General features: G+C 71.2%; 24 protein-coding genes, 1 tRNA gene and 1 riboswitch. Of the genes, 9 read left to right on the top strand and 16 right to left on the bottom strand.

Features of this window, described 5'->3' with window-relative positions:
- The first annotated feature begins 328 nt into the window (after positions 1-328).
- A complete protein-coding gene (locus AB0G63_RS03925) occupies positions 329-775 on the top strand; it encodes a hypothetical protein (RefSeq protein WP_360743796.1) in 447 nt (148 codons plus the stop codon).
- A gap of 43 nt (positions 776-818) precedes the next feature.
- On the opposite strand, the gene AB0G63_RS03920 is transcribed toward AB0G63_RS03925, so the two are convergent.
- Positions 819-902: transfer RNA gene (locus tag AB0G63_RS03920), tRNA-Leu, on the bottom strand.
- Positions 903-1,290: 388 nt separating this feature from the next.
- On the opposite strand from AB0G63_RS03920, the gene AB0G63_RS03915 reads away from it, so the two are divergent.
- Both AB0G63_RS03915 and AB0G63_RS03910 read left to right on the top strand, forming a co-directional pair.
- Positions 1,291-2,064, top strand: a complete 774-nt coding sequence (locus tag AB0G63_RS03915; RefSeq protein WP_360743793.1) for an ABC transporter ATP-binding protein — start codon at positions 1,291-1,293, stop codon at positions 2,062-2,064.
- Positions 2,064-4,592 carry an FtsX-like permease family protein gene (locus AB0G63_RS03910; RefSeq protein WP_360743790.1) on the top strand — a complete coding sequence of 843 codons (2,529 nt, stop codon included), beginning with the start codon at positions 2,064-2,066 and terminating at the stop codon, positions 4,590-4,592. Before AB0G63_RS03915 ends, AB0G63_RS03910 begins: the two co-directional genes overlap by 1 nt.
- A gap of 122 nt (positions 4,593-4,714) precedes the next feature.
- Here the strand turns inward: AB0G63_RS03910 and AB0G63_RS03905 are convergent, their stop codons facing one another.
- Together AB0G63_RS03905 and AB0G63_RS03900 are read right to left on the bottom strand one after the other, a co-directional pair.
- Positions 4,715-6,001: a cyclopropane-fatty-acyl-phospholipid synthase family protein gene (locus AB0G63_RS03905; protein WP_360743787.1), complete on the bottom strand. Its 1,287-nt coding sequence runs from the start codon at positions 5,999-6,001 to the stop codon at positions 4,715-4,717.
- A gap of 225 nt (positions 6,002-6,226) precedes the next feature.
- Positions 6,227-7,618, bottom strand: a complete 1,392-nt coding sequence (locus AB0G63_RS03900) for an NAD(P)/FAD-dependent oxidoreductase (protein ID WP_360743785.1) — start codon at positions 7,616-7,618, stop codon at positions 6,227-6,229.
- A gap of 561 nt (positions 7,619-8,179) precedes the next feature.
- On the opposite strand from AB0G63_RS03900, the gene AB0G63_RS03895 reads away from it, so the two are divergent.
- Both AB0G63_RS03895 and AB0G63_RS03890 read left to right on the top strand, forming a co-directional pair.
- Entirely contained in the window at positions 8,180-8,452 is a 273-nt protein-coding gene (locus AB0G63_RS03895) for a type II toxin-antitoxin system Phd/YefM family antitoxin (RefSeq protein WP_360743782.1), read from the top strand.
- Positions 8,449-8,718 (top strand): type II toxin-antitoxin system RelE/ParE family toxin, encoded by a 270-nt coding sequence (locus AB0G63_RS03890; protein ID WP_360743779.1) that lies wholly within the window; start codon positions 8,449-8,451, stop codon positions 8,716-8,718. Before AB0G63_RS03895 ends, AB0G63_RS03890 begins: the two co-directional genes overlap by 4 nt.
- Positions 8,719-8,721: 3 nt before the next feature.
- On the opposite strand, the gene AB0G63_RS03885 is transcribed toward AB0G63_RS03890, so the two are convergent.
- The 10 genes from AB0G63_RS03885 to AB0G63_RS03840 form a co-directional block, all read right to left on the bottom strand.
- Positions 8,722-9,663 carry a Ppx/GppA phosphatase family protein gene (locus AB0G63_RS03885; RefSeq protein WP_360743776.1) on the bottom strand — a complete coding sequence of 314 codons (942 nt, stop codon included), beginning with the start codon at positions 9,661-9,663 and terminating at the stop codon, positions 8,722-8,724.
- Positions 9,660-10,190, bottom strand: coding sequence for a DUF501 domain-containing protein (locus tag AB0G63_RS03880; RefSeq protein WP_360743773.1), 531 nt, complete (start codon positions 10,188-10,190; stop codon positions 9,660-9,662). The genes AB0G63_RS03885 and AB0G63_RS03880 overlap by 4 nt, the downstream gene beginning before the upstream one ends.
- Positions 10,191-10,225: 35 nt before the next feature.
- Complete coding sequence (locus AB0G63_RS03875) at positions 10,226-10,705, bottom strand: septum formation initiator family protein (protein ID WP_360743770.1); 480 nt, start codon at positions 10,703-10,705, stop codon at positions 10,226-10,228.
- A gap of 100 nt (positions 10,706-10,805) precedes the next feature.
- Complete coding sequence (gene eno, locus AB0G63_RS03870) at positions 10,806-12,110, bottom strand: phosphopyruvate hydratase (protein WP_360743767.1); 1,305 nt, start codon at positions 12,108-12,110, stop codon at positions 10,806-10,808.
- Between the two features lie 339 nt (positions 12,111-12,449).
- Complete coding sequence (locus tag AB0G63_RS03865; RefSeq protein WP_360743764.1) at positions 12,450-13,205, bottom strand: transglycosylase family protein; 756 nt, start codon at positions 13,203-13,205, stop codon at positions 12,450-12,452.
- 3 nt (positions 13,206-13,208) lie between these two features.
- A riboswitch (cyclic di-AMP (ydaO/yuaA leader) is annotated at positions 13,209-13,378 on the bottom strand.
- Between the two features lie 183 nt (positions 13,379-13,561).
- Complete coding sequence (locus AB0G63_RS03860; protein ID WP_360743761.1) at positions 13,562-14,608, bottom strand: transglycosylase family protein; 1,047 nt, start codon at positions 14,606-14,608, stop codon at positions 13,562-13,564.
- Positions 14,609-14,755: 147 nt separating this feature from the next.
- Complete coding sequence (locus AB0G63_RS03855) at positions 14,756-16,051, bottom strand: cytochrome P450 (protein ID WP_360743758.1); 1,296 nt, start codon at positions 16,049-16,051, stop codon at positions 14,756-14,758.
- A gap of 800 nt (positions 16,052-16,851) precedes the next feature.
- The gene (locus AB0G63_RS03850) at positions 16,852-17,841 is read right to left on the bottom strand and encodes a nucleoside triphosphate pyrophosphohydrolase (RefSeq protein WP_360743755.1); all 990 of its coding nucleotides are present in this window, start codon (positions 17,839-17,841) and stop codon (positions 16,852-16,854) included.
- Positions 17,842-17,914: 73 nt separating this feature from the next.
- Positions 17,915-18,550, bottom strand: coding sequence for a SurA N-terminal domain-containing protein (locus AB0G63_RS03845; RefSeq protein WP_360743753.1), 636 nt, complete (start codon positions 18,548-18,550; stop codon positions 17,915-17,917).
- A gap of 178 nt (positions 18,551-18,728) precedes the next feature.
- Positions 18,729-19,556: a glycoside hydrolase domain-containing protein gene (locus AB0G63_RS03840; protein WP_360743750.1), complete on the bottom strand. Its 828-nt coding sequence runs from the start codon at positions 19,554-19,556 to the stop codon at positions 18,729-18,731.
- A gap of 337 nt (positions 19,557-19,893) precedes the next feature.
- Between AB0G63_RS03840 and AB0G63_RS03835 the strand changes: the two genes are divergently transcribed.
- Entirely contained in the window at positions 19,894-20,286 is a 393-nt protein-coding gene (locus AB0G63_RS03835; RefSeq protein ID WP_360743747.1) for a hypothetical protein, read from the top strand.
- A 16-nt stretch (positions 20,287-20,302) separates the two neighbouring features.
- On the opposite strand, the gene AB0G63_RS03830 is transcribed toward AB0G63_RS03835, so the two are convergent.
- A complete protein-coding gene (locus AB0G63_RS03830) occupies positions 20,303-20,713 on the bottom strand; it encodes an ATP-binding protein (RefSeq protein WP_360743744.1) in 411 nt (136 codons plus the stop codon).
- Positions 20,714-20,971: 258 nt separating this feature from the next.
- Between AB0G63_RS03830 and AB0G63_RS03825 the strand changes: the two genes are divergently transcribed.
- The 3 genes from AB0G63_RS03825 to AB0G63_RS03815 are packed head-to-tail and all read left to right on the top strand — an operon-like array spanning position 20,972 to position 22,344.
- Entirely contained in the window at positions 20,972-21,790 is an 819-nt protein-coding gene (locus AB0G63_RS03825; RefSeq protein WP_360743741.1) for a helix-turn-helix transcriptional regulator, read from the top strand.
- A gap of 8 nt (positions 21,791-21,798) precedes the next feature.
- A complete protein-coding gene (locus tag AB0G63_RS03820; protein ID WP_324783177.1) occupies positions 21,799-22,011 on the top strand; it encodes a DUF397 domain-containing protein in 213 nt (70 codons plus the stop codon).
- A gap of 42 nt (positions 22,012-22,053) precedes the next feature.
- Entirely contained in the window at positions 22,054-22,344 is a 291-nt protein-coding gene (locus tag AB0G63_RS03815) for a DUF397 domain-containing protein (RefSeq protein ID WP_360743738.1), read from the top strand.
- On the opposite strand, the gene AB0G63_RS03810 is transcribed toward AB0G63_RS03815, so the two are convergent.
- On the bottom strand, positions 22,268-22,984 hold the full coding sequence (locus AB0G63_RS03810; protein WP_360743735.1) for an HNH endonuclease family protein: 717 nt from the start codon (positions 22,982-22,984) through the stop codon (positions 22,268-22,270). The genes AB0G63_RS03815 and AB0G63_RS03810 overlap by 77 nt on opposite strands.
- 87 nt (positions 22,985-23,071) lie before the next feature.
- On the bottom strand, positions 23,072-26,605 hold the full coding sequence (gene mfd, locus AB0G63_RS03805; protein ID WP_360743732.1) for a transcription-repair coupling factor: 3,534 nt from the start codon (positions 26,603-26,605) through the stop codon (positions 23,072-23,074).
- Positions 26,606-26,707 lie beyond the last annotated feature (102 nt).

The raw sequence follows: 26,707 nt of genomic DNA, 5'->3' as shown, positions 1-26,707 counted from the left end.
ACGGATCCGCGCACCTCGCCATCCCGGGCCGGGCACGGGCCAGGACGTCGACAGCGGTCCTGGACATCGGCCACCCTTCCCGCCTGTTCAGCCATCGTCGCGCACACGCCCTCCGCCATTGATCGAGTCATGTCACGATCTTGGACGGCTCCGAACCGACGCCCGTGACCGGCAGTGCCCCGCACGGGCCGTCACGGCCAGGTCCGGTGCCGAAAAGGCCCGGGAACCACAGCGTCCACCCCTCGGCCGCGCTCTCAGGCGACGGCCCGCGCCACGAGCCTGTCGCCTTCGACGTCGCAACGAGCCCGACAGGAGTTCACCCGTGCGCATGCCCAGACGACTCGCGTCCGCCGCGGCGGTCCTCGGCCTCACCACCGCCGGCATGGCCCTGACGGTCGGCACCGCCGAGGCGGCTTCCTGCAACAGCGCCTGCGGATCCGGCTACAGCGTGATCGACTCGATGGATGTCGGCGAGGGCAACACCTTCCTGACCTGCAACAGCTCCACCGGCTACAACTGCGTCGTGACCGTCAGCGAACTCGTGCATCGACTGGGGCGGCGCCGCGGCGTCCAACTACACCCGCGTCAACTACAACGACCACTGCGGCTGACAGGCCCGGACAACGACCTCGTCGAGCCGGCCGCGGCGAGGAGGCGGTCTCCCGACCGTCTCCTCGCCGTCGTGCGATCTCAGGCCGGGGACCGCAAACAGGGGTGTGCCGGAAGTCCGCGGCGGACACGGGCGGGACTCAGCCCGTCCGACGCGCTGTGCTGACGCCAACCAGCCGTATGCGCTGGTCGGTCGCCGTAACGGTGAGTGCCCGGAGCCGGACTCGAACCGGCACGCCCGCGAAGGGGCAGCGAGGTTTAAGCTCGCCGTGTCTGCATTCCACCATCCGGGCAGGCCATGGGCTCCGCGTCGAGGTTCGACCCTATCGGGATGCATCCCTCGAACATCGGCCGGACAGACCGATGTTGTCTTATTTTATTGGCGTCTGAGGGAGCATCAGACCCGGGTACACGCCATCCGCACTTGCCAATAGCCTTGCGGGCGACGGCCGCCCACGCATGCGGAATGACGGAATTTCACCGCCCGAACGAGGGTGCTCCACCCGTTCTTGACGAGAGCGCTCGTCAGGGCGACGTCATCCCCAGGTATGACACGACGGCGGGGGGTCCGACCGGAGTCTGCCCCGACAACCGGAACAGCGGCTGACTACACCGCCGCGGACGGCGGCGACGATGGACTTCCGTCCCCTTCATCCGCCGTCCCGCGAGGAGCGCCATCCCGTGACCACCACACCCGTCGCCGGCCGCACCGCCGCCGCCGTGGCCGCACGCGCCACGGACCTGTCGAAGACCTACGGACAGGGCGAGACCCAGGTGGTCGCCCTCGACCGGGTCTCGGTCGACTTCCGGCAGGCCGAGTTCACCGCGATCATGGGACCCTCCGGATCCGGGAAGTCCACGCTCATGCACTGCGTGGCCGGGCTGGACACCTTCTCCTCGGGCTCCGTGCGCATCGGCGACACCGAGCTGGGCTCGCTGAAGGACAAGCAGCTCACCAAGCTGCGCCGGGACAAGATCGGCTTCATCTTCCAGGCGTTCAACCTGCTGCCGACGCTGACGGCGCTGGAGAACATCACCCTCCCGATGGACATCGCGGGCCGCAAGCCGGACCGGCAGTGGCTGGACCGGGTGATCGACATGGTCGGTCTGCGCGACCGGCTCGGCCACCGCCCCGCGCAGCTGTCCGGCGGCCAGCAGCAGCGCGTCGCCGTGGCCCGCGCCCTGGCCGCGCGGCCCGAGATCATCTTCGGCGACGAGCCGACCGGCAACCTCGACTCGCGCTCCGGCGCCGAGGTGCTGGGCTTCCTGCGCAACTCCGTCCGGGAGATGGGGCAGACGGTCGTGATGGTGACCCACGACCCGGTGGCCGCGTCGTACGCGGACCGGGTGGTGTTCCTCGCGGACGGGCGGATCGTCGACGAGATGCACCGTCCGACGGCGGACACCGTCCTGGACTTCATGAAGCGCTTCGACGCGAAGGGCCGCACCAGCTGATGTTCCGCACCGCCCTGCGCAACGTGCTCGCGCACAAGGCCCGCCTGCTGATGACCGTGCTCGCCGTGATGCTCGGCGTGGCGTTCGTGTCCGGCACCCTGGTCTTCACCGACAGCATCTCCGACGCCTACCAGAAGAGTTCGGCCAAGGGCTTCGACCGGGTCGACGTGGCCGTGCAGCCCAGGTCCCGAGCGGACCAGGGCGACCGGATCGGCAGGACGCCCGAACTGACCCGGGCCATGCTCGACACCGCCGCCCGGGTGCCGGGGGCCGCGGACGCGATCGGCGTCGTGACCGGCTTCACCGCCATCGCCGACAAGGACGGCAAGCTCATCGGCGGCGGCTTCCGCTCCGAGGGCGGCAACTACTGGGGCGACAAGGACCCGCGCTACCCGCTGACGTCCGGCTCCGCCCCGCACGGCGAGAACCGGATCGCTATCGACGCCGAGACCGCGCGACGGGCCGGCTACCGGGTCGGCGACACCGTGCGGATCTCGGTCGACGGACCGGTGCTGAAGCCGGTGATCAGCGGCATCTTCACCACCGACGACGGCAACGTCGCAGCCGGCGGCAGCCTGGCCCTGTTCGACACCGCCACCGCCCAGAAGCTGTTCGGCAAGGCGGGCACGTACGACGAGATCGACGTGACGGCCGCCTCCGGCACCTCCCAGACCGCGCTGAAGGCAGCGCTCGACAAGGCGCTGCCCGCGGGACTCACCGAGACCACCACCGGCCGGCAACTGGCCGACGAGCAGGCGGAGATGATCGCCTCCTCGATGAGCGGGCTGAAGCAGGGCCTGCTGGTCTTCGCGGGCATCGCGCTGTTCGTCGGCACGTTCATCATCGCCAACACCTTCACCATGCTGGTCGCCCAGCGCACCAAGGAGCTGGCGCTGCTGCGCGCGGTCGGCGCCTCGCGCCGGCAGGTCACCCGGTCGGTGCTCGTCGAGGCGTTCGTGGTCGGCGCGGTCGCCGGGGTGACCGGTCTGGCCGCCGGTGTCGGCATCGGCGCCGGGCTGCGCTCCCTGATGGACACGCTGGGCGCCACCGTCCCCGACGGGCCCCTGGTGATCTCCCCCGCCACGGTGGCCGCCGCCCTCACGGTCGGGGTCGTCGTCACCGTGCTGGCGGCCTGGCTGCCCGGCCGCCGGGCCGCGAAGATCCCGCCGGTCGCCGCGATGAGCAGCGTGCACGCGAAGGCGACGGCCAAGTCCCTGGTGCTGCGCAACACGCTGGGCGCGCTGTTCGCCGCGGCGGGCGTCGCCGTGGTGCTGGCGGCCACGACGATGGACGGCACGGACGGGCAGGCCCCCATGGGCCTGGGCGCGGTACTGCTGATCATCGGCGTGTTCGTGCTGACCCCGCTGCTGTCCCGCCCGCTGATCGCGGCGGCGGCGCCCGTGCTGCGGCTGTTCGGCGTCTCCGGAAAGCTGGCCCGCCAGAACTCGCTGCGCAACCCGCGCCGTACGGCGGCCACCGCTTCCGCGCTGATGATCGGCCTGACCCTGATCACCGGCATGACGGTGATGGCGGGCAGCCTGCAGAGGTCGATCGACCGGATGGCGGCGTCCGCAGTGAAGTCCGACTACGTGGTCTCCATGGCCAACGGCAACGAGCTGTCGCCGGACGTCGCCCGGAAGCTGGCCGCCACCGAGGGCGTCACCGCCATCAGCCCGCTGCGCAACGCCCCCTCGCGCATCGACGGCCGGACCGAGTACCTGACCGGCGTGAACGGGAAGGCGATCGGCGGGCTGACCGACCTGAAGGTCGACGACGGCTCCTTCACGGTGGACGGCGCGCGGGTCGTCGTCGACGCCGACACCGCCGAGTCGCACGGCTGGACGGCGGGTTCGTCGTTCACCGCGCACTTCGAGGACGGCAAGGGCGAGCGGCTGACGGTCGCCGGTGTCTACGAGGGCAACCAGCTGATGCGGGGCATCATGCTGGACGACTCCCTGCTCTCCCCGCACCTGAGCGACCCGGCGGACATGCAGGTCCTGGTCAAGACGGCGGGCGGCGCGTCCGGCGCCGCCAAGGACCGGCTGGAGAAGGCCCTCGGCACCAACCCGGCCATCAAGGTCCAGGACAAGAAGGACCTCTCCGACACCGTCGCGCAGATGTTCACGCTGATGCTGAACATGCTCTACGGCCTGCTGGCGATGGCGGTGATCGTGGCCGTGCTCGGGGTCGTCAACACCCTGGCCATGTCGGTCTTCGAGCGCTCGCAGGAGATCGGGATGCTGCGCGCGATCGGCCTGGACCGCCGGGGCGTCAAGCGGATGGTCCGTCTGGAGTCGCTGGTGATCTCCCTGTTCGGCGGTGTGCTCGGCATCGGGCTCGGGGTGTTCTTCGGCTGGGCGGCCGGTGAGCTGCTGGGCACGAAGATGCCGACGTACGAACTGGTCCTGCCGTGGGCGAGGATGGGCGTCTTCCTGCTGCTGGCCGCGGCGGTCGGCGTGCTGGCGGCACTGTGGCCGGCCCGCCGCGCGGCCCGGCTGAACACCCTGGCGGCCATCAAGGCCGAATAGCCGCACAGCGGCACAGCCGCACAGCCGATTCGCCGCACAGCCGATTCGCCGGGCAGCCGATTCGCCGGGCAGCGCTACCGCAGGAGGGGTCCCGCCGGGAGGCGGGGCCCCTCCTGCCGTGCTCAGTTCCAGGTGCGGGAGCGCAGCGGCATCCCGGAGGCGCCGGAGTCGGGGGTCTTCACGGCCAGCACCTGGTTGACGCCGATGCCGTGGCGCTCGAAGGCGACGGCGGAGGCGGCCATGTACAGCCGCCAGACCCGGGCGCGCCCCGGTCCGACGAGGCCGGCCGCCCGCTCCCAGCCGGCCTCCAGGTTGGCCACCCAGCGGCGCAGGGTGAGGGCGTAGTGCTCGCGGAGCGACTCGACGTCCCGCACCTCGAACCCGGCCCGCTCGAGCTGCGTGACGGTGCTGCCGACGGGGGCGAGCTCGCCGTCGGGGAAGACGTAGGCGTCGATGAACTCGTCCACGGCGTAGCCCGATTCGTCGCGCCGCGGGGGCCGGCCGATCTGGTGGTTGAGCAGCCGTCCACCGGGCTTGAGGAGGCGGTGGAGCGTCTCGGCGTACTCCAGGTACCGCTCGGCGCCGACGTGTTCGGCCATGCCGATGGAGGAGATGGCGTCGTAGGGGCCGTCGGCGACGTCGCGGTAGTCCTGGACGCGGATCTCGACCCGGTCGGTCAGCCCCGCGTCGGCGACGCGCTTGCGGGCGTAGGCGGCCTGCTCCTGCGAGAGCGTGACGCCGACGACGCTCACGCCGTGCTCGCGGGCGGCGTGCAGCGCCATGGAGCCCCAGCCGCAGCCGACGTCGAGGAGGCGCTGACCGGGCCTCAGGGCCAGTTTGCGGCAGACCAGTTCGAGCTTGTCGCGCTGCGCGTCCTCAAGGGTGCCGCCGTCCTCCCAGTAGGCGCACGAGTAGACCATGGACGGGCCGAGGACGAGTTCGTAGAAGTCGTTGCCGACGTCGTAGTGGTGGCTGACGGCGCGCCGGTCGCTGTGCCTGGTGTGCAGGTGGCGCGGCCTGCGGACCTCCTCCGGAGGCGGGGCGGGCGGCAGCGGGAGCCCGCCGAGCCGGACGAGTCCGCGGGCGGCGGCCCGCGCCTGGGGGTCGCGCAGCGTCTCGGCGAGGCCCCGGGCGTCCTCCCCGCGGTCCCACACCAGTCCGGAGATGGCGTCGAGCGCGACGTACAGGTCCCCCTCGACGTCCAGGTCGCCGGCGACCCAGGCGCGGGCGAGACCCAGCTCGCCCGGCTTCCACAGCAGGCGGCGCACGGCCCGGCGGTTGCGCACGATCAGGGCGGGCGCCTGCGGCGGCCCCGCCTGTGAACCGTCCCAGGCGCGGATACGCAGCGGGAACGGCACTCCCAACAGCTGTTCGACGAAGTTCCTCAACCGCGGCGCGGCGTCGGCCATGGCACATACCTCCGTGACGGGCGATCCCGGAATGTCCAGCACCACGTAAACACCGGCGGCGCGGCCGCGCACTCCCCCGTTGGCGTTACGGCTGGGAAAAGACGCCGGTGGCCGACAGATGTCCCGGGCGGGGGCGGCGGTCGCGGAAGCGCGCGGAAACGCCGGAGGACCTCCCGCACCACGGATGGCGGGAGGTCCTCCGGCGTCAGAACGGCCGGGCGAGGGTCAGGAGGCCTTGGCCTTCTCCCCGGTCTTCTCCGTCTTCGGCGCGGCGGCGACCGGCGCCGGCTTGGCGGCCTCGTAGAACTCCTCGCGCGGGGACTCCAGCGCGCCGAGGGCGACGACCTCGCGCTTGAGGAACATGCCGAGCGTCCAGTCCGCGAAGACGCGGATCTTGCGGTTCCAGGTCGGCATGGCCAGGCCGTGGTATCCGCGGTGCATGTACCAGGCGAGGCGTCCCTTGAGCTTGATCTTCATCTTGCCCATGACGATCATGGCGACGCCCTTGTGGAGGCCGAGACCGGCCACCGCGCCCTTGTTGGCGTGGCTGTACTCCTTCTGCGGGAAGCCCCGCATGCCGGAGATCACGTTGTCGCCGAGGGCACGGGCCTGGCGCAGGGCGTGCTGGGCGTTCGGCGGGCACCAGGCGTTCTCGTTGCCCGCCTTGCGGCCGGCGAGGTCGGGCACCTGGGCGTTGTCGCCGGCGGCCCAGATGTAGTCGGTGCCCTTGACCTGGAGCGTGGGCTCGCAGTCGACGTGGCCGCGGGGGCCGAGCGGCAGACCGAAGCGGGACAGCGCCGGGTTGGGCTTGACGCCCGCCGTCCACACGATCGTGTCGGAGTCGACCTCGAGGCCGTTCTTCAGCACCACGTGGCCGTCGACGCAGGAGTCCATGGAGGTGGAGAGGTAGATCTCCACGCCCCGGCTCTCCAGGTGCTCCTTGCCGTACTGGCCGAGCTTCGGGCCGACCTCGGGAAGGATCTTGTCGGCGGCGTCGACGAGGATGAACCGCATGTCCTCGCGGGAGACGTTCTTGTAGTACTTGGCCGCGTCGCGGGCCAGGTCCTCCACCTCACCGATGGTCTCCGCGCCGGCGAAGCCGCCGCCGATGAAGACGAAGGTGAGCGCCTTGCGGCGGATCTCCTCGTCGGTGGTGGAGTCGGCCTTGTCCAGCTGCTCCAGGACGTGGTTGCGCAGGCCGATGGCCTCCTCGATGCCCTTCATGCCGATGCCCTGCTCGGCGAGGCCGGGGATCGGGAAGGTGCGGGAGACCGCGCCGAGGGCGATCACCAGGTAGTCGAAGGGCAGCTCGTACGACTCGCCGACCAGCGGGGAGATCGTGGCGACCTTGCGGTCCTGGTCGATGGTGGTGACCCGGCCGGTGAGGACCTCCGCCTTCGGCAGCACGCGCCGCAGCGGGACGACGACGTGGCGCGGGGAGATGTTGCCGGCGGCGGTTTCGGGGAGGAAGGGCTGGTAGGTCATGTACGACCGGGGGTCGACGACCGTGACGGTCGCCTCGCCGTAGCGCATCTTCTTCAGGATGCGCCGAGCTGCGTACAGGCCTACGTACCCACCGCCTACTACGAGGATCCTGGGACGCTCCGTGGTGCTCATGGCATCGAGTATCCACCCGCCCCAGGGGGGTGGCTCGTGCGCCCCTTCACAAGCTTCTGCAGGGGCTGTGTTATCCTCCCCCGCCCACTTGGCGCAGGCCATCGCCGAGCGGGGGAACCCTCACGCCGGCCGGACCGTTGTCAATGCCGCGTGAGCTGCCTCTCCGGCCCGGAAGGGGCTCCGTGAGACCCCCGGAAAACCCTCGCGGATCCGGCGCTCACCACCCCTTTACACCACCCTTCTGAACATGTTCAAGGGCCTTTCGACCCCTCTGGAGGGCCCCCGAGGGCCTTTTCCCGCACCGGCGGAGCCGAATTCCTTGTGAAGAACTTCACGAACTTTCCCGGCGACCCGTCTCCGAGAGGCCCGTCAGGACCCTCCGAGACCCGCTCATACGCTATCCGACCTGCTCAGCCGAGAGCTACTGATCAGTAGGAAAGAGACCCGGAACACCGGCCGGGCACCCCTGGGCGGCCGACCAAGCGACGCCGTCGAGGATCACTCCCGAACGCGAACCCCGAGCCGGCGCCACGTGTACACGCTCACGCGTACACTGATCTCATGACTGAGAACACCGTGACCGTACGGGAAGCCCGCGCGCACCTCGCCGATCACATCAACCGGGCCGAGGAAGGCGTTCCGACCGTCATCACGCGCAACGGCGCTCCGGTGGCGGCCGTGGTCCCGATCGCGGACTTCGAAGCGCTTGAGGAAGCGGCGGACGTCATGCTGGCGCGCGAAGCCGAAGCGGTCCTGGCCGAGGGCGGTTCGACCGTGACGATGGCGGAACTGCTGGCAGACCTGTTCACCGAGCGGGACGGCGATGCGGCGTGAAGTACGCCTTCCGGTTCACCGCGGCGGCACAGCGGCAGCTCCGGGCCATCACCCGGCCCGACGCCATGCGCATCCTGACCGCGCTGACCGCACTCGGTGACGACCCGTACCGCGAGGACGCCGACGTCAAGAAGCTCACCGGCCCGTCCGGGCTCTACCGGCTCCGGGTCGGAAGCTACCGGGTCGCCTACCAGATCAACGATGGTGAACTCGTCATCCTCGTCGTCAAGGTGGGCGACCGGCGGGACGTGCACCGCAACCTGTAGCGGTCAGGCCAGAGACCATCCGATGCCGTCGAGGATGTCGTGCTCGCTCACGACGACCTCCTCAGCCCCGATCCGCTCCATGATCGACAGCAGTACGAGGGCGCCCGCGGCGATGACGTCCACGCGCCCGGGGTGCAGGGAGGGAATGGCCGCACGTTCCGCGTGGGTGGAGCGCAGCAGCCGGTCGGTGATCTCGCGGACCCGGTCGCGGGAGACCCGGGAGTGGTGGATGCGCGCGGAGTCGTACTCGGGCAGGTCCTGCGCGATCGCCGACACGGTGGTCACCGAACCGGCGAGTCCGACCAGGGTGCGCGCCTCGCGCAGCGGCACCGTCTGCTCGGCGAGGTCCAGGGCCCGCTCGATGTCGGCCCGCATCGCCGCGATCTGCGCCGCGGAGGGCGGGTCGGTCACGGCCCCGTCGCGCACCAGGTGCCGCTCGGTCATCCGCACGCAGCCCACGTCGACCGACCGGGCCGCCCGCACGTGGTCGTCGCCGACCACGAACTCGGTCGAGCCGCCGCCGATGTCCACGACCAGGTACGGCCTGTCCAGGCGGTCGCTGCCGGCCAGCTCCCTGGTCGCCCCGGTGAAGGAGAACTCCGCCTCCTGGTCCCCGGTGATGACCTCCGGCTCCACGCCCAGGATGTCCAGCACCCCGCGCACGAACTCGTCCCGGTTCTCGGCGTCCCGGGAGGCGGAGGTGGCCACGAAGCGCAGGCGCTCGGCGCCGTGCTCCTTGACGATCTCCGCGTACTCGCGGCAGGCGGCGAAGGTCCGCTCCAGCGCCTCGGGGGCGAGCCGGCCGGTGCGGTCGACGCCCTGCCCGAGCCGCACGATCGTCATGCGCCGGTCCAGCTCGACCAGTTCGCCGGTCGCCGGGTCGGCGTCGGCGACCAGGAGGCGGATGGAGTTCGTACCGCAGTCGACGGCGGCGACGCGGGTCATCGCTGCTCCCCCTCGGCGGCCGTCACGCACGCTCCCTTGCGCCACCACTCCGGCAGCATCGCGAGGGCCTCGTCGCCGAGCGGGTTGACCCCGGGACCGGCGGCCAGCGAGTGGGCGACCAGGACGTGCAGGCACTTCACCCGGTCCGGCATGCCGCCCGCGCTCGGGAAGCCGGTCAGCTCCTCGATCTCGTCGCGGCGCCGGATGTAGTCCTCGTGCGCGGCGCGGTAGGCGGCGGCCAGCTCCGGGTCGGTGCGCAGCCGCTCGGTCATCTCCTTCATCACGCCCTCGGCCTCCAGCGTGCCGATGGCGGAGTTGGCCTTGGGGCACGTCAGGTAGTAGAGCGTCGGGAAGGGGGTGCCGTCGGGCAGCCGCGGCGCGGTCTCCACGACGTCCGGCTGCCCGCACGGGCACCGGTGCGCGATCGCGCGCAGTCCGCGCGGCGGCCGCCCGAGCTGCTGCTTGAAGGCCTCGACGTCCGCGTCGGTGGGCTCGGTGCGCGGGGTGGTCGGCGGGGGCGTTTCCATGCCTGTGCGAAAGTCTCTCTCGAGTGTCGGTCGGGTCACTGGGCGGCGGCGTCGGACCTGTCGACGCCGTACCAGACGTTGGAGTACCAGGAGCGGTCGGCCGCCGTCCGGCCGGCGCGGGACTGCCGGGCCGCGCCCGGGTCGATCACGACGTAGCCCGTCTCGCCCGGCATCACGTAGTGCAGCCGCTGCCGGATCTGCTGCTCGGCGTACGCGTCGTCCTGCCAGCGTGCCTTGAGGTCGCGCAGTTGCCCGACCCGTTCCCGGGCCTGCTGCTTCTGCCGCTCCAGGTCGGCGATCTCGGCGCGCTGGGAGACGTACTGCCTTATCGGGTAGGCGAGCGCGACGACCAGGGTGCACACGACGAGGGCGAGCAGCGCCGCCCGGCTGGTCAGCCGGGAGCGGCGGGCCTGGCGTCTGGTCTGCGAGCGGTAGACCCGGGCCGCCGTCTGCTCGCCGAGCAGCTTGATCCTGGTCGTGGTGGAGAACCGGTCGCCGCGGTCCCTGCCGGCCATGTCCCCGCCTCCCCTTCACACGCGCGTACGTCCCCGCACACGGTACGGGACCGCGTACGGGGACGTACGTACGACCGGCTCGTGAGCGGCCGTGCCGGGGTCAGCCCTTGGAGATCTGGGTGCCCTTGAAGCGCGGGAAGGCGCTGCGTCCGGCGTAGACCGCGGCGTCGTCGAGGATCTCCTCGATGCGCAGCAGCTGGTTGTACTTGGCGACGCGCTCGGAGCGGGCCGGGGCGCCGGTCTTGATCTGGCCGCAGTTGGTGGCGACGGCCAGGTCGGCGATGGTGACGTCCTCGGTCTCGCCGGAGCGGTGGGACATCATGCACTTGAAGCCGTTGCGCTGGGCGAGCTCCACGGCGTCCAGGGTCTCGGTCAGCGAGCCGATCTGGTTGACCTTGACCAGCAGGGCGTTGGCGGTGCCCTCCTCGATGCCGCGGGCCAGCCGCTCGGGGTTGGTGACGAACAGGTCGTCGCCGACGAGCTGCACCTTGTCGCCGAGCTTGTCGGTGATGACCTTCCAGCCGGCCCAGTCGTCCTCGAACAGCGGGTCCTCGATGGAGACGAGCGGGTAGGCCGCGACGAGCTCCTCGTAGTACTCCGTCATCTCGGCGGCGGAGCGCTCCTTGCCCTCGAAGAGGTACTTGCCGTCCTTGTAGAACTCGGAGGCGGCGACGTCGAGGGCGAGGGCGATCTGCTCGCCGGGGGTGTAACCGGCCTCCTTGATCGCCTCCAGGATGAGGTCGAGGGCCTCGCGGTTGGAGCCGAGGTTCGGGGCGAAGCCGCCCTCGTCGCCCAGGCCGGTGGCCAGACCCTTGGACTTCAGGACCTTCTTCAGGGTGTGGTACACCTCGGTGCCCCAGCGCAGGGCCTCGGAGAAGGACTCCGCGCCGATCGGGGCGATCATGAACTCCTGGATGTCCACGTTGGAGTCGGCGTGCGAGCCGCCGTTCAGGATGTTCATCATCGGCACCGGCAGCAGGTGCGCGTTGGGGCCGCCCAGGTAGCGGAAGAGGGGGAGGTCGCTGGCCTCGGAGGCGGCGTGGGCCACGGCGAGCGAGACGCCGAGGATGGCGTTGGCGCCGAGCGAGCCCTTGTTGTCGGTGGCGTCCAGGTCGAACATCGCCTGGTCGATCAGGCGCTGCTCGGTGGCGTCGTAGCCGACCAGCTCCGGGCCGATCTGCTCGATGACGGCGAGGACGGCCTTCTCGACACCCTTGCCCTGGTAACGGTTCGGGTCGCCGTCACGGAGCTCGATGGCCTCGAAGGCGCCGGTGGAGGCGCCGGAGGGGACGGCGGCACGACCCGTGCTGCCGTCGTCGAGGCCGACCTCGACCTCGACCGTGGGATTGCCTCGGGAGTCCAGGATTTCCCGGGCTACGACGACGTCGATGGACGGCACGAGCATCTCCTTCGTGGATGTGACGCTGGTAGTGCGGGGCACTGGGCCTGACGGCCCGTCTTGCAGCCTTGCGACTAGAGCCTAACCGTCCCGGGGCCGTCGGCAGCCGACCGACCGTCCCGTGGACAAGGTCAGACGGTACCTATTGTTCACCCCCGGAACAAAGCGAGGTGAACAACGCGTGCACACCGGGCACCGGCGGGCAAAGAAAACCCCGCCCCGGTGCGTACGGGGGAACACGCACCGGGGCGGGGAGCCCATGGGGGCCGGGGGGCGGCTCCCATGGCGGTCCACTGTGGGGGACGCGGGCTGTGCGGGGCCTGCGCGCCGGCTACCGGACGGCTGTCACTTCAGGTGCAGCTGCTGGCCCGGGTAGATGAGGTCGGCGTCCTCGACGATGTCCTTGTTCAGCCGGAACACCTTCTTCCAGCCGCCCTTGACGTCGTGCTCCGCGGCGATCGAGGAGAGCGTGTCGCCCTTGACGACCTTGTACTCGCCGTCGCCCTTCTTGACCTTCTTGCCGGTCGGGGTGGTGACGGTCTTCTGCGCCTTCACGACCGGGCGCTCGGTGGAGCGGAAGGCGCTCTGCTGCTCGGTGTAGCGGGAGGCGGTGCCGCCGCTCGGCGAGGAGGACGAGGAGGAAGACGAAGAGGAGGACGACGACGGGGAGGACGACGAGGAGGACGACGAGGACGGCGCCCCGGCGGCGCCGTCGTAGGAGGCGCCGGACAGGCCCGTGCCGCAGACCGGCCAGGCGCCCTTGCCCTGAGCGGCGAGGACCTTCTCGGCGACGGCGATCTGCTGCGCCTTGCTGGCCTGGTCGGCGGTGGAGGCGTACTGCGTGCCGCCGTACGCGGCCCAGGTGGAGGCGGAGAACTGCAGGCCGCCGTAGTAGCCGTTGCCGGTGTTGATGGACCAGTTGCCGCCGGACTCGCACTGGGCGACGGCGTCCCACTCGGAGGCGGTGGCGGCGGAGGCGTTGCCGGCCGCCAGCAGCGGGGCGGCGACGGCGGCGCCGGTGACACCGGCGACGGCGACGGCGCGGGTGGAGCGCTGGAGAACAGTCGGACGACGGTGCTTGCCCTTGCCGGAAAACAGCATGGTTGATCCCCTCACCGACGCCTGCGAGGTGAGCTGTCGGGTTCGGGCCGGTTGAGTTGCCCGGCCGCCCACCTCCCGGTGCGCGACTCCACCCCTAGCCGTTCCCGCCCCTCAAGGGCCGGGCCCGGCGCCTACCTTGGGTCCCCCGCTCCTGCCTACGGCGCTTGACGCGACGACTGTTCCCGGACGGCCGCTGGCAGGATTCGGCGTTGCGGCAGCCGGGGCCCGCGTTGGCGAGCGGTCATGACCGTAGACACGGAATCCACCGGATTTCAAAGACGATCAGGGCCTCTGAGACTCATCCCACACTTTCGCCAAACCGGACATTCCACGGCGAAAGCGGACGTCAACTCCCGCTAGTTTTCGCCCGTTTCCGCCCCTACTCGCAGGGTCTGACCGGGGACGATGTGACTCGGGTCGGCGCCGATCGCCTTCTTGTTCAGGGCGTAGAGCTCGCGCCACCCGCCCTCGACGTCGAGGGTGTCCGCGACGGAGGCGAGGGTGTCGCCGGCGTGGACCGTGTAGGCGTCGCCGTCGTCGGCGTCCGTGCGCGCGGCGTGGCGGCCCGAGGACGCTTCCATGGAGCGGCCGTTCGCCGCCTCGTCGGCGCTGCCGCCGCGGTGGCGGCCGGTGCCGGTGTCGCCGCCGACGCCGCTACCGACGTCAAGCGAGCCGGTGTCGACGAGGCTCCAGGAGCCCACCATCTGCTCCGAGTTGTCCGTGTCGTCACTTTCGGCCGTTTCGTCGGGTGAGCCGTCGGACGTCCGCGACACGGACGGGGAGGCGGACGGCGAAGCCGACTTGTCGGACTTGGCGGGCTTGTCCGTAGTGCTGGAGGAACCCTTCGACGCCCCGGGGGACGCGGAGGCGTGGGACGGGGCGTCCGAGGGCGAGGCCGTGCCGGACGTGTCGCCGGACGCGTCACCCGACGCGCCGGACGAGCCGTTGGACAGGCCGGTGGAGTCGGTGACGCCGGTGGAGTCGGACGAGTCGTCAGCGATCCCGGTGTCGATGTCGGCCGCGCCCTTGTCCTTGTCGAGCCCGGCGGTCAGTCCACAGGTGTGGAAGGCGCCGGCGCCCTGGTCCGCGAGTATCTTCTCGGCGACGGCTATCTGCTGGTTGCGGCTGGCCAGGTCGGCGCTCGGCGCGTAGTCGAGGCCGCCGTACTTCTCCCAGTCCTCCTGGGACAGCCGCAGGCCGCCGTAGAAGCCGTCACCGCTGTTCTCGCTCCACGAGCCGCCGGTCTCGCATTCCGCCACCTTGTCCCACGTCGAACCGTCGGCGGCGCTCGCGGCGGAGGCGCCCAGGAGCGGGATGGCGATGGCGGAGCCGGTCACTCCGGCCGCGACGAGGAGAGCCGGAGCCTGGCGGGGGCGACGGTGACGACCGTTCCCGGAGAGCATGCGGAGACCTTTCGCGAGACAGCGGTGACCCACGCGGCAATCGGTTTTCGAAGCAGCCGCGTTGATGGGTGAAGGTATAGGCAGACGATCACTTGTCACAAGTTAATGCCGCACAGATCACATGAAGATCACGAAGTTGAGTGCGTGTCACGTTCTGGGACTCCGGCCTACTGGTTCCGGAGGGGTGAACTCGACCGGCAGGGTGCGCAGTCCGCGCATGATGAGGCCGCCGCGCCACCTCAATTCGGCGGGTTCCACCGCGAGTCGGAGGTCCGGCAGCCGGGTCAGCAGCGTGCCGAGCGCGGTCTGGCCCTCCAGGCGGGCGAGGGGGGCGCCGAGGCAGTAGTGGATGCCGTGGCCGTACCCCAGGTGCTGGTTGTCGCGGCGCGCGAGGTCGAGGGTGTCCGGCTCGGCGAACCGCTCCGGGTCCCGGTCCGCCGCGGCGAGGACGACCAGCACGGGGTCGCCGGCGGCGATGTCCTGCCCGCCGATGCTCAGCGGCCGGGTCGCGAACCGCCAGGTGGCGATCTCCACCGGGCCGTCGTAGCGCAGGAGTTCCTCGACGCCGGTCTCCAGCAGGCCGCGCTCGCCCGCGGCGAGGGAGCGCTGGAGACGGGATCGCTGGGCGGGGTGGGTCAGCAGCGCGTAGGTCCCGTTGCCGATGAGGTTGACGGTCGTCTCGAAACCGGCGAACAGCAGGATGAAGGCCATGGCGGCCGCCTCGTTCTCCGTCAGGTGCTCGCCGTGGTCGGAGGCGCGGATCAGGGCGGAGATGAGGTCCTCGCCGGGGGCGGGTTCGGCGGGCAGCGCCGCCCGCTTGCGGTGGATGAGGTCGGCGAGGTAGCCGCGCATCTTCTTCACCGACCGGGCGACCCCGCCGCGCGGCCCTCCCCCATGACGGATCATCATCCCCGCCCAGTCCCGGAAGTCGTCCTGGTCCTCGCGGGGGACGCCGAGCAGGTCGCAGATCGCGTAGATGGGGAGCGGGAAGGCGAACTCGTGAATCAGGTCGGCGTGGCCGCGGCCGGCGAACCGCCCGATGAGGGTGTCGGTGAGCTCCTGCACCCGGGGGGCGAACTCGGCCACGCGGCGCGGGGTGAAGGCCTTGCTGACCAGCCGGCGCAGCCGGGTGTGGTCCGGCGGGTCGATGTTGAGCAGGTGCGTCATCAGCTCGGCCTTGCGCTCCCCGGGGATGCCGGTCTTGCCCCGGGCGTGCGCGGGCTCGTCGTGATGCGCCGGGTTCTTGCTCAGCCGCTGGTCGGCGAGGGCCCGCCAGGCGTCCTCGTACCGGGTGACCAGCCATGCCTCCACCCCGCTGGGCAGCCGCGTGCGGCGCACGGGCGCGTGCTCGCGCAGCCAGGCGTAGGCCGGGTAGGGGTCGGTGGCGAACTCCCAGCTGAAGAGTTCGGGGGCGGCGGAGTCGGCGGTGGGCTGGTCGGTCACTCCTCGACGGTATCCGTCGGCCTTCCGGCTCCGTGCCCCCGGCCTCGCGGATCGCGCCCTGGTGGCGCGGGCCCCGCAGCCACGGACGTCCACCGGGCGGCGCACCGCGCACGCCCCGCCCACGACGACGACGGCGACGGCGACGGCGACGGCGACGGCGACGGCGACGGCGGCGACGACCGCACCCGAGCCCCCGGCGCGACCGGCGCGACCGGCGCGCGCCCCGGGCCGGGCCCGGACAGCGCGCCCACTTCCAGGAGCGCGCCGGTAGGGCCTCCCGGATCGCGTCCCGGCAGGCGCGGGGCCCGCGGCCGCGGACGACCGCCGGGCGGCGCACCCACGCACGCCTCGCGATCGCGACCACGACTGCGACCGCAACTGCGCCGCCCGGCGCGACCGACGCGTACCCGAGCGCCCGAGCACCGGGCACCGGGCACGGCCAATGGGCGCCCGAGCCCTGGGCGCGGCCGGTGCGCGTCCCGGGCCGGGCCCGGACGACGTGACCACCTTCGCGCCCGCGTGCACGTGTCGCACCGCACCCGAGCGACGAGGCCGCCGCGCCGAGGAGCCGACGGATGCCGAGCCGAGGAGCCTAGGAGCCGACGAATGCCGGACCGAGAAGCCTAGGAGCCGACGGATGCCGGACCGAGGAGCCGAAGAGCCGACGAATGCCGGACCGAAGAGCCGAAGAGCCGACGGATGCCGGACCGAGGAGCCGAAGAGCCGACGGATGCCGGCCCTCCGCAGTCCCGCCCCGGTGGGCAGTCCCGCCCCGGGTGGGCAGTCCCGCCCCGGTGGCGTCAGCCTTCCGTCGGCGTGCCCTCTGCCTCGCGGATCGCGTCCCGGTAGGCGCGGGCCGCCGCTCGGAGGGCCGCCTCGGGGTCGACGCCTTCCGCCTCCGCGCGCACCGCCATCGCGAGGAGGTCGTAGCCGATGCCCTCGCCGGCCGGTGGCGGCACCGGCAGTCCCGCCGTGCGCACCCGGGAGGCCAGTTTCGACGCGAGGGCGAGGCCCGGCTGGCCGAGGGGGACGCCGTCGGTCAGGGAGGTGCGCCGCTTCTCGACCGCCTTGGTGCGCAGCCAGTGCTCCTTGACCTCCTCCGGGGTCGTGGCCGTCTCGTCCCCGAAGACATGGGGGTGGCGGTGGATGAGCTTGGTGACGATCCCGGCGGCCACGTCGTCGATCGAGAAGGGGGCGTCCGGGTCCTCCTCCGCTATGCGGGCGTGGAAGACGACCTGGAGGAGCACGTCGCCCAGTTCCTCACGGAGTTCGTCCCGGTCGCCGTCCTCGATCGCCTCGACGAGTTCGTACGCCTCCTCGATGCCGTACTTCGCCAGGCCCTTGTGCGTCTGCCGGGACGACCACGGGCACTCGGCGCGGATGCGGTCCATGACCTGGACCAGGTCGAGCAGGCGGGCGCCCGGCAGGTCGTAGGAGGCGGGCAGCAGCTCCAGCTCGGGCATGGCGACGCGCCCGGAGCCGGCGAGGCGCGCGAGGCCGTCGGTCAGGGCGGGTTCGCCCTCGCCGGTGGCCACCACGACGACCGTCCGCCCGCCCGCGCAGGCGCCGACCAGTTCCTCGGCGGTCGGGGACGCCTCGTCCACCCGTATCCCGGCCTCCCGCAGGTACGGAAGCTGCGGGTGCGCGCCGTCCGCGCACAGCACCCGGTCGGCGGCGTGCAGGGCCTGCCAGGCGGGCCAGGACAGCAGGCCGGGTGCGACGCGGTGGCTGGTGGTGAGCAGGACGATGCGGCCGGGCGTGGGCGTGGCGTCGGAGCTGGTTGCGTTCACCCTCCGAACGTAACCCACGCCACCGACACCCCCCGGAGTTATCCACAGGGCGGGCGGCCGTCCTGCGTCGCCGTCACGCCTTCGAGGAGGTGACCTCGCGCAGCCACGGCGTCTTGGCGTCGACGCGGCTGCTCTTCTGCACGTCCCAGCTGCCGTAGCGCGGGTTGAGGTCGACGTGGAGTTCCTTCGACGCCTGCGAGAGGGCCTTCCAGAACGCGGGCTGGCCGGTGTTCGTGCCGAGCGACCGGGCGAGCTTCTGGGCCTCCAGTTGCAGGCGGAGGTTGTCGTCGAGGCGCTCGGGGGCGACGCCGTACTGCTGCAGCCAGGCCGTCTGCAGCGCCTTCTCCCCGCCGACCTGCTGCTCCAGGCCGGTGCGCATCTGCTGGATCTCCTTGCGGGTCACGGTCACGCCCGCGTCCTCGGCGGCGCGGTGCAGCACCCGGTCGAGGACCATGCCGTGCAGGGTGTCGCGGGTGAGGCTGCCGGTCTGCGCGAGGACCTGCTGGTACTGCGCGTCGCTGCGCACCGCCGCGCGCTGCGCGGCGCGTACCTCGTTCACGCGGCTCTGCAACTGGGAGACGGTGATCCGCTGGCCGCCGACCACGGCCGCCGCGCCCGGATGCGCGTCGCTTCCGCAGGCGGTCAGGACGGGGGCCGCGGCGACGATCGCGGCGGAGAGGAGGAGCGCGGTGCGACGGCGGCGGTGCAAGGAAGCCTCCCGAGGAGATTGTGCGACGGTGCACAAAGTCTTGCGATGATCGATGGTAGGCAGTGGGTCGGCTGTGGCCAACCCATTCGACCAACGATTCACCAGGACTTCGGGCACCGCCGCGGTCCCGCCGCCCGCGGGGCGGGCGGTGCAGGCGGGGCGGGGCGGCGCGGGCGGCTCAGCCGACGATGGCGACGGGCGCGTCCCAGGCGTCGCGGTCGACGGTGATCGTGTACCCGCCCCGCGTCTCCTTGCTGTTCACCATGTACTGGTGACCGCGGCTGTGGCCGGTGTACTGAGTGGACCCCCACGGCCAGTCGGCTGTGGTGGTGTTCTGCTTGTCCCACAGCGCGTACCAGAGGTTGCCCGGCAGGTCCGTCTTGTCCTTCGCCGTGGCGATGGCCTTGGCGCTGGAGCTGGTGAAGCCGTAGAAACCGGCGCGGTACGTCTTGGTCCGCAGCGTCTTGTCGAAGGAGCGCACGTAGGTCAGCACCGCGTCGTTGCACGACGTGTTCGTCACGTCGTACGGCTCCATGTCGAGGTAGATCGGGCTGCCGGCCTTCATGCCGAGCGCCGACGCCTTGGCCACCGCGTCGGCCGCGTCCGTCGCGCCGAGTGAGGCGGCGGTGGAGGCGGTGAGCTTCTCCGGGTTGGAGCCGCTCTGGCAGGGCGGCTGGGCGCCGACGTAGATGGGGATCAGTTTCCAGCCGACGGAGTTGACCGACTTCACCCAGGACGCGGTGAGGTTGGGCTGGCTGCAGCCCCGGTTCTTCCCGCCGATGTAGACGGCGGCGGCGCCGTAGAAGCCGGTGTGCCATGCCTTCATCGCGCTCAGCGAGGGCGCGGCGCAGGTGTCGAAGGCGCGGCCGGTGTAGGTCGTCTGGGCGGGCCAGGTGGTGGCCGCCATCGAGGTCTGCGCCGCGATCCCGGCCCCCGCGACGACAGCCGCGCCGGCCACCGCCCACGTGAGGTACCTGCGCTTCCTGGACTGCCGGTGCTCGGCCATCCCCACCCCTTCATGCGTACGCCTGCGTGCGTACGCGCCTGAGCGTCGTACGGCGTCGCGTCGACGACGGCGTACGTCCGCCAAAACCGGTTCTCTGGATGCCCCCGAGACGGCGCGGCCTACGACACTGACCTGTCGCGGCCCTATCGCGCGGCGCCCGATGCGGATCGCACCGTAACCGACGGCGCCTCTCCGATCAGGAAACGCAGCTTATCGGCAGCCACAAGTTTCCCTCATGCCGCCGCAAAGGCAGCCCCTGGCCCGTTCTCGCCCCTCCGTGCCCTACTCTTGCTGCCTGCGCCGCCTTACGCATACCGCGGCGCGAACGCTTCGGGGGATGGGGGTCGCCATGGTGACGGTCAAGCGTCTTGAAGCCGGCTGGCTGCAGCGGATCGCCTGGTCGGTGTTGGTGTGGGGGTCGTTGGGCCTGCTGGCGTGGGTGCCGTTCCTGTACGTGGCGATCCGCCGCGGCCGCGGGTCGGACTGGGGCGCCTTCTGCTCGTTCGTCCTCTACGAGCTGATCACCATCCCCTGGATCAGCCTCTCCAACGACGACGGCGACGCGATCCTTGGCTGCGTCATCATCCTGACGCTGCTCATCGGGACGGCCATGCTGCTGTTCGCCGAGTTCGACAGCCCGCTGCCGCGCCAGCAGCCGTACGGCGCGATGCCGATGCCCGGCCCGCAGCAGGGCCAGCCGTACGGCCAGGGATACCCGTACGCGCGGTAGGCAGCACTGGACAGTCCTAGACGGCTGCCAGTTCGCACCACACGTACTTGCCGCGGTTGCCCTGCCTGGACAGCGGCTGCCAGCCCCACAGGTCGGCACAGGCCCGCACCAGCGCCAGCCCGCGTCCTTCCTCGGCGAGCCGGTCCGCGCCCTGCGACGCCTCGGGGGGCTCGGGCGGCTCGGGATCGGCGTCCCAGGCCCCGATCCGCAGCACGCCCGCCGCCCATCGCACCCGCAGGGCGGCGGGCCCTTTCGTGTGCCGTACGGCGTTGGAGACCAGCTCCGTCGCGAGGAGCTCGGCGGTGTCCACGAGCCGGATCAGACCGTGCACGGTCAGGATCAGGCGGAGGGTGCGGCGGCTCACGGTGACCGCGCGGACGTCGTTCGGGATGTACAGCGTGTACTCCCACGGTTCGGTTTCGGCCATGCGTGAACTCCTGTCGGGGGAAGGGGGTTCGTGATTCGGGGCGCGGTGTCGTTGCCGCGTCCGTCACGGCAGGACGAAGCGGTGCGCTTCCGGCACCCGGCGAATTCGCAGCGTGCGCAGCACGTCACCGACGGTGAATCTAAATCTAGAGATTCAGCAAGTCGATCGCGTAAACTGACGCCCAACGAGTCGCGTTCGCATGCGCGTTGTCCCAAGGAGCGGTCGAGAGCTTTGAGGCCCGAACCAACGGCACGTCAGATGCGTCTGGCAAGAGAACTGCGCAGACTGCGGGAAGCTGCCGGCCTCAGCGCCCGCCAGGCGGCAGCGCTGCTTGGAGTGAGTCCGGCCCAGATCACCCACATCGAGTCAGGACTCGCGGGCGTGAGCGAGAAACGACTGCGCCGCCTCGCGTCCCACTACGTCTGCACAGACGAGCAGTTCGTCGACGCCCTGGTAGCCATGGCCACCGATCGCACACGCGGCTGGTGGGAGGAATACCGGGGCCTGCTGCCCACGCCATTTCTGGACCTGTCCGAATTGGATCACCACGCAACGTTCCGCCGCGACGTGGCCGTCCTGTACGTTCCAGGGCTGCTTCAGACGGAGACGTACGCCCGGGCGGTCTTCTCGAACAGAATCCCGGAACTGACCCCGGAGGAGCGTGACCTGCGCGTCCGTCACCGGCTCGCGCGCCGCGTGACCATCGAGGGGTCGGCGCGCATCCCGTACAAGGCGGTGATCCACGAGGCGGCGCTACGGATCAGAGTCAGTGACCGCACCGCATCGAAGGCTCAGTTGGCTCACCTGCTGGAAGTTTCCGAAGCGGACCACATCACCCTGCGCGTCATCCCCTTCGACCTTGACGGGTTCGCCAGAGCTTCGAGTTCCATGACCTATGTCGGCGGGCCCCTGCCCAAGCTCGACACGGTCGTACGGGACGCACCTCACGGCTCGGTCTTCATCGACTCCGAAGCCCAACTCAACGCCTATCGAACGCGCTTCCGTAAGGTGGAGGCTGTATCACTCGAGCCGGACCGATCGCGTGACTTCATCCACGAGTTGGCGAAGGAGCTGTGAGGCGCCTCATGACCACACCCGAGAACTGGCGCAAGTCGTCCTACTCAGGGGAGGGCGACGGCAACGACTGCGTCGAGATAGCCGACTCCCCCACCCACGTCGCCATACGCGACTCCAAGTCCCCCACCGACCGCACCCTCACCTTCCCGGCCGCGGCCTTCACCGCCTTCCTCACCGCACTGAAGCCCGGCGGCTCTACGACACCGCCCGCACACCGATAGGGGCGAACCGCGAGACTTCATCCGGATACTGGCCAAGGAGCTGTGAAGCCCACCGCGACCACCCCCGACAACTGGCGGAAGTCGTCCTACTCGGGCCCCGACGACGGCAACAACTGCGTCGAGATAGCCGACTCCCCCACCCACGTGGCCATACGCGACTCCAAGTCCCCCGCCAACCGCGCCCTCACCTTCCCAGCCGCGGCCTTCACCGCCTTCACCGCCTTCCTCGCCGGCCTGAAGCCGGTTGGCGCGGGCGTCAGTTCGCGTGGAAGCGGGCCGGGGCCTCGGTCGGGTTGCCGCCCGAGGGGAGCTTCTGGCCCGGGCAGGTCCTGAGCACCTTTTCCATCGCCGCCTTCTCGGCCGCGGTGACCCACAGCTCGTACTTCTTCTTCACGGCGACCTGCGCGGCGACGTAAGTGCAGCGGTAACCCTTGTTGGGCGGCAGCCAGGTCGCGGTGTCGCCGTCGCCCTTGGCGCGGTTGGTGCTCGCGTCGACGGCGATGAGGTTGAGGGGGTCGTTGGCGAGCGCTATGCGCTTGCCGGCTTTCCAGTACTTGGCGCCCTTCTGCCAGGCGTCGGAGAGCGCGACGACGTGGTCGATGTCGACCTGGCTGCGGCCGCGCCGGTAGACGACGTGCTTGCCGGAGTAGGGGTCCGACTCGAGGACGCCGTAGGACACCTTGCAGTCGCCGTCGGTGAACCGCACATCCTCCAGATCCCGCTTGAGGATGTCGTCGCGGGTGTCGCAGTCGTTGGAGTCCGTGTCCGCCCAAGCGGTGCCGAAGCGGTCCCGGTCGTAACCCGTCTTCGGCGCCCGGCCCTTCACCGTCAGCGACTCGGCGGCGGTGAGGGCCGCGCCCGAGTGCCCGCCGGTCTCCTCGGGGCCCGCGGACCCCGTGGTCTGCTCCGTGCATCCGGCCACCGCGAACACCAGCGCGACGGCGACCGCGCTCCCGCCCCTCGTACGCCTCACGGCGCGTCCTCCCCTTGCCGACACGATCCGCCCCCCGCAGGTGCCGTCTTCCCGGGGACGGCCGTGCGCACACCGTAACGCGGAGGGCTACGACCCCAGGATCGAGGTCAGGAACTCGCCCACCCAGCCGAGCAGATCGCGGCCGACCAGCGGCTTGCCGCCCACCTTCGCGGTCTTCGGGCGCGGCACCAGGATCTGGTGCGCGGCCGGCTTGATGACCGTGCCGGGGTAGAGGCGCTTGAGCCGCAGCTCCTGCGACTCGCGCAACTCCACCGGCGCGAAGCGGATGTTGTTGCCCTGCAGCACGATCTCGCCGACGCCGCAGGCACGGGCGAGCATGCGCAGGCCCGCCACCAGCAGCAGGTTCTCCACCGGTTCCGGCAACTTGCCGTAGCGGTCGACGAGTTCCTCGCGGACGGACTTGATGTCCTCCTCGGTGTTGGCGGAGGCGATGGCGCGGTAGGCCTGCAGGCGCAGGCGCTCGCCGGGGGCGTAGTCGTGCGGGACGTGCGCGTCGACCGGCAGCTCGATCTTGACCTCGAGCGGCGGCTCCTCCTCCACGCCGCCCTCCAGGGAGGCCCGGTAGTCGGCGACCGCCTCGCCGACCATCCGGACGTACAGGTCGAAGCCGACGCCCGCGATGTGGCCGGACTGCTCGCCGCCGAGCAGGTTTCCGGCGCCGCGGATCTCCAGGTCCTTCATCGCCACGTACATGCCCGCGCCCATCTCGGTGTGCTGGGCGATGGTCGCCAGCCGCTCGTGCGCGGTCTCCGTCAGCGGCTTCTCCGGCGGGTACAGGAAGTAGGCGTAGCCGCGTTCGCGGCCGCGGCCGACCCGGCCGCGCAGCTGGTGCAGCTGGGAGAGGCCGAAGTTGTCGCCGCGCTCGACGATGAGGGTGTTGGCGTTGGAGATGTCGATGCCGGACTCGACGATCGTCGTGGAGACCAGGACGTCGTACTTCTTCTCCCAGAAGTCGACCACCACCTGCTCCAGCGTCTGCTCCGACATCTGGCCGTGCGCCGTGGCGATGCGCGCCTCGGGCACGATGTCGCGCAGGCGGGCCGCGGCCCGGTCGATGGACTCGACCCGGTTGTGGATGTAGAAGACCTGGCCCTCGCGCAGCAGCTCGCGGCGGATCGCCGCGCCGATCTGCTTCTCCTCGTACGGACCGACGAAGGTGAGCACCGGGTGGCGCTCCTCCGGCGGCGTGGTGATCGTCGACATCTCGCGGATGCCGGTCACCGCCATCTCCAGGGTGCGCGGAATGGGCGTGGCGGACATGGTCAGCACGTCGACGTTCGCGCGGAGCTTCTTCAGCTGCTCCTTGTGCTCGACGCCGAAGCGCTGCTCCTCGTCGACGATGACCAGGCCGAGGTCCTTGAACTTCGTCTCGGAGGAGAACAGGCGGTGGGTGCCGATGACGACGTCCACCGAGCCGTCGCGCAGGCCCTCCAGGACCGCCTTGGCCTCGGAGTCGGTCTGGAACCGGGACAGCGCCCTGACGTTCACCGGGAACTGGGCGTAGCGCTCGCTGAACGTGCCGAAGTGCTGCTGCACCAGCAGCGTCGTCGGGACCAGGACGGCGACCTGCTTGCCGTCCTGGACCGCCTTGAAGGCGGCCCGCACCGCGATCTCGGTCTTGCCGTAGCCGACGTCGCCGCAGATCAGGCGGTCCATCGGGACCGACTTCTCCATGTCCTCCTTGACCTCGGCGATCGTGGTGAGCTGGTCGGGCGTCTCCGCGTAGGGGAAGGCGTCCTCCAGCTCGCGCTGCCAGGGCGTGTCCGAGCCGAACGCGTGACCGGGCGCCGCCATCCGCGCGCTGTACAGCTTGATCAGGTCGGCGGCGATCTCCTTGACGGCCTTCTTCGCACGCGCCTTCGTCTTGGTCCAGTCGGCGCCGCCCAGCCGGTGCAGGGTGGGGGCCTCACCGCCGACGTACTTGGTGATCTGCTCCAGCTGGTCGGTCGGGATGTACAGCCGGTCGCCGGGCTGGCCGCGCTTGGCGGGGGCGTACTCGACGACCAGGTACTCGCGGGTCGCGCCCTGGACGGTGCGCTGCACCATCTCGATGTAGCGGCCCACGCCGTGCTGCTCGTGGACGATGTAGTCGCCCGCCTCCAGGGTGAGCGGGTCGATCGTCTTGCGGCGGCGGGCCGGCATGCGGGCGCCGTCGCGGCTGGACGCCTTCTGGCCGGACAGGTCGGTCTCGGTGAGCACGGCCAGTCTCAGCGCCGGGTCCACGAAGCCGTGCTCGATGCCACCGCACGACACGTGCACCAACGACGGGGACAGCTTCCCGAGGTCGGTGTCGAGCCGGGCCGCGATGCCCTCGCCGCCCAGCACCTCGACCGTGCGGGCCGCCGGGCCGTGGCCCTCGGTGACGTACACCGCGCGCCAGCCGTCGGCGAGCCAGCCCTTGGTGTCGGCGAGCGCCTTCGCGGTGTCGCCGCGGTAGGTCTCCGGGGCGTGCATGCCGAGCTTGAGGGTGTCGGCCTCCTCCAGCGCGTCGTCGGCGGCGAACGGCGACACCGACCACCACATCATCTCCAGCTCGCGCGCCCGGTCCCGCACGTCGGCGATGGACCACAGGGAGGCCGCGCCGACGTCGAAGGGCGCCTCGCCGCCGCCGGCGGTGGCGGCCCAGGACGCCTGCAGGAACTCCTGGCTGGTCGCGACGAGGTCGGCGGCACGCGTGCGTACCCGCTCCGGGTCGCACACGACGGTCATGGCGCCCTCGGGCAGCACGTCGATCAGCAGCTCCATGTCGTCGACCAGGACCGGCGCCAGGGACTCCATGCCCTCCACGGCGATCCCCTCGGCGATCTTGCCGAGCAGTTCGCCGAGCTCGGGGTGTTCCTCGGCGAGGGCGCGGGCCCGCGCGCGTACGTCGTCCGTCAGCAGCAGCTCGCGGCACGGCGGCGCCCACAGGCCGTGCTCGGCGACCTCCAGGGAGCGCTGGTCGGCGACCTTGAAGTAGCGGATCTCCTCGACGTCGTCGCCCCAGAACTCGACGCGCAGGGGGTGTTCCTCGGTGGGCGGGAACACGTCGAGGATGCCGCCGCGGACGGCGAACTCGCCGCGCTTCTCGACCAGCTCCACGCGCGCGTACGCGGCGGCGGCGAGGGCTTCCACGACCTCGTTCAGGTCGGCGGTCTGCCCGGTGCGCAGGGCCACCGGCTCCAGGTCCCCCAACCCCTTGACCTGCGGCTGGAGCACGGACCGGACGGGCGCGACGACGACCGAGACAGGGCCGGTCTCGGGGTCGTCGGCGCTGGGGTGGACCAGCCGGCGCAGCACGGCGAGGCGGCGGCCGACGGTGTCGCTGCGGGGGCTGAGGCGCTCGTGCGGCAGCGTCTCCCAGGAGGGGTACTCCACGACGCCGTCCGGCGGCAGCAGCGAGCGCAGCGCCGCGGCCAGGTCCTCGGCCTCGCGCCCGGTCGCCGTCACCGCCAGCACGGTCCGGCCGGACTCCCGGGCCAGGGCGGCCACCGAGAACGGGCGGGCCGCCGGGGGGCCGACCAGGTCGACGTGCATGCGGTTGCCGTCGCGGGCCGCCTGAATCGCTTCCGCGAGGGCGGTGTCCTTGACGACGGCGTCGAGCAGACCGTGCAGGCTCATTCGGAGGCGGCTTTCGTCCGGGGGGTGGGCAACGCGAAGGGCCCGACACGGAGACCGGCCGGGGGTCTCCAGCCTACGACGGTGCGCCCGGCGATGCCGTGG

The organism is Streptomyces sp. NPDC020996 (genome assembly GCF_040641355.1).
Lineage (GTDB): Bacteria > Actinomycetota > Actinomycetes > Streptomycetales > Streptomycetaceae > Streptomyces.
This window is presented reverse-complemented; position numbering and strand designations above follow the sequence as displayed.

Excerpts from the sequence above, each read along its gene's own strand:
- AB0G63_RS03925 (WP_360743796.1), top strand. The coding sequence starts at position 329 with ATGCCCAGACGACTCGCGTCCGCCGCGGCGGTCCTCGGCCTCACCACC.
- AB0G63_RS03910 (WP_360743790.1), top strand. The coding sequence starts at position 2,064 with ATGTTCCGCACCGCCCTGCGCAACGTGCTCGCGCACAAGGCCCGCCTG.
- AB0G63_RS03905 (WP_360743787.1), bottom strand. The coding sequence starts at position 6,001 with ATGGCCGACGCCGCGCCGCGGTTGAGGAACTTCGTCGAACAGCTGTTG.
- AB0G63_RS03900 (WP_360743785.1), bottom strand. The coding sequence starts at position 7,618 with ATGAGCACCACGGAGCGTCCCAGGATCCTCGTAGTAGGCGGTGGGTAC.
- AB0G63_RS03895 (WP_360743782.1), top strand. The coding sequence starts at position 8,180 with ATGACTGAGAACACCGTGACCGTACGGGAAGCCCGCGCGCACCTCGCC.
- AB0G63_RS03885 (WP_360743776.1), bottom strand. The coding sequence starts at position 9,663 with ATGACCCGCGTCGCCGCCGTCGACTGCGGTACGAACTCCATCCGCCTC.
- AB0G63_RS03880 (WP_360743773.1), bottom strand. The coding sequence starts at position 10,190 with ATGGAAACGCCCCCGCCGACCACCCCGCGCACCGAGCCCACCGACGCG.
- AB0G63_RS03875 (WP_360743770.1), bottom strand. The coding sequence starts at position 10,705 with ATGGCCGGCAGGGACCGCGGCGACCGGTTCTCCACCACGACCAGGATC.
- eno (WP_360743767.1), bottom strand. The coding sequence starts at position 12,110 with ATGCTCGTGCCGTCCATCGACGTCGTCGTAGCCCGGGAAATCCTGGAC.
- AB0G63_RS03865 (WP_360743764.1), bottom strand. The coding sequence starts at position 13,205 with ATGCTGTTTTCCGGCAAGGGCAAGCACCGTCGTCCGACTGTTCTCCAG.
- AB0G63_RS03860 (WP_360743761.1), bottom strand. The coding sequence starts at position 14,608 with ATGCTCTCCGGGAACGGTCGTCACCGTCGCCCCCGCCAGGCTCCGGCT.
- AB0G63_RS03840 (WP_360743750.1), bottom strand. The coding sequence starts at position 19,556 with ATGGCCGAGCACCGGCAGTCCAGGAAGCGCAGGTACCTCACGTGGGCG.
- AB0G63_RS03835 (WP_360743747.1), top strand. The coding sequence starts at position 19,894 with ATGGGGGTCGCCATGGTGACGGTCAAGCGTCTTGAAGCCGGCTGGCTG.
- AB0G63_RS03830 (WP_360743744.1), bottom strand. The coding sequence starts at position 20,713 with ATGGCCGAAACCGAACCGTGGGAGTACACGCTGTACATCCCGAACGAC.
- AB0G63_RS03825 (WP_360743741.1), top strand. The coding sequence starts at position 20,972 with ATGCGTCTGGCAAGAGAACTGCGCAGACTGCGGGAAGCTGCCGGCCTC.
- AB0G63_RS03820 (WP_324783177.1), top strand. The coding sequence starts at position 21,799 with ATGACCACACCCGAGAACTGGCGCAAGTCGTCCTACTCAGGGGAGGGC.
- mfd (WP_360743732.1), bottom strand. The coding sequence starts at position 26,605 with ATGAGCCTGCACGGTCTGCTCGACGCCGTCGTCAAGGACACCGCCCTC.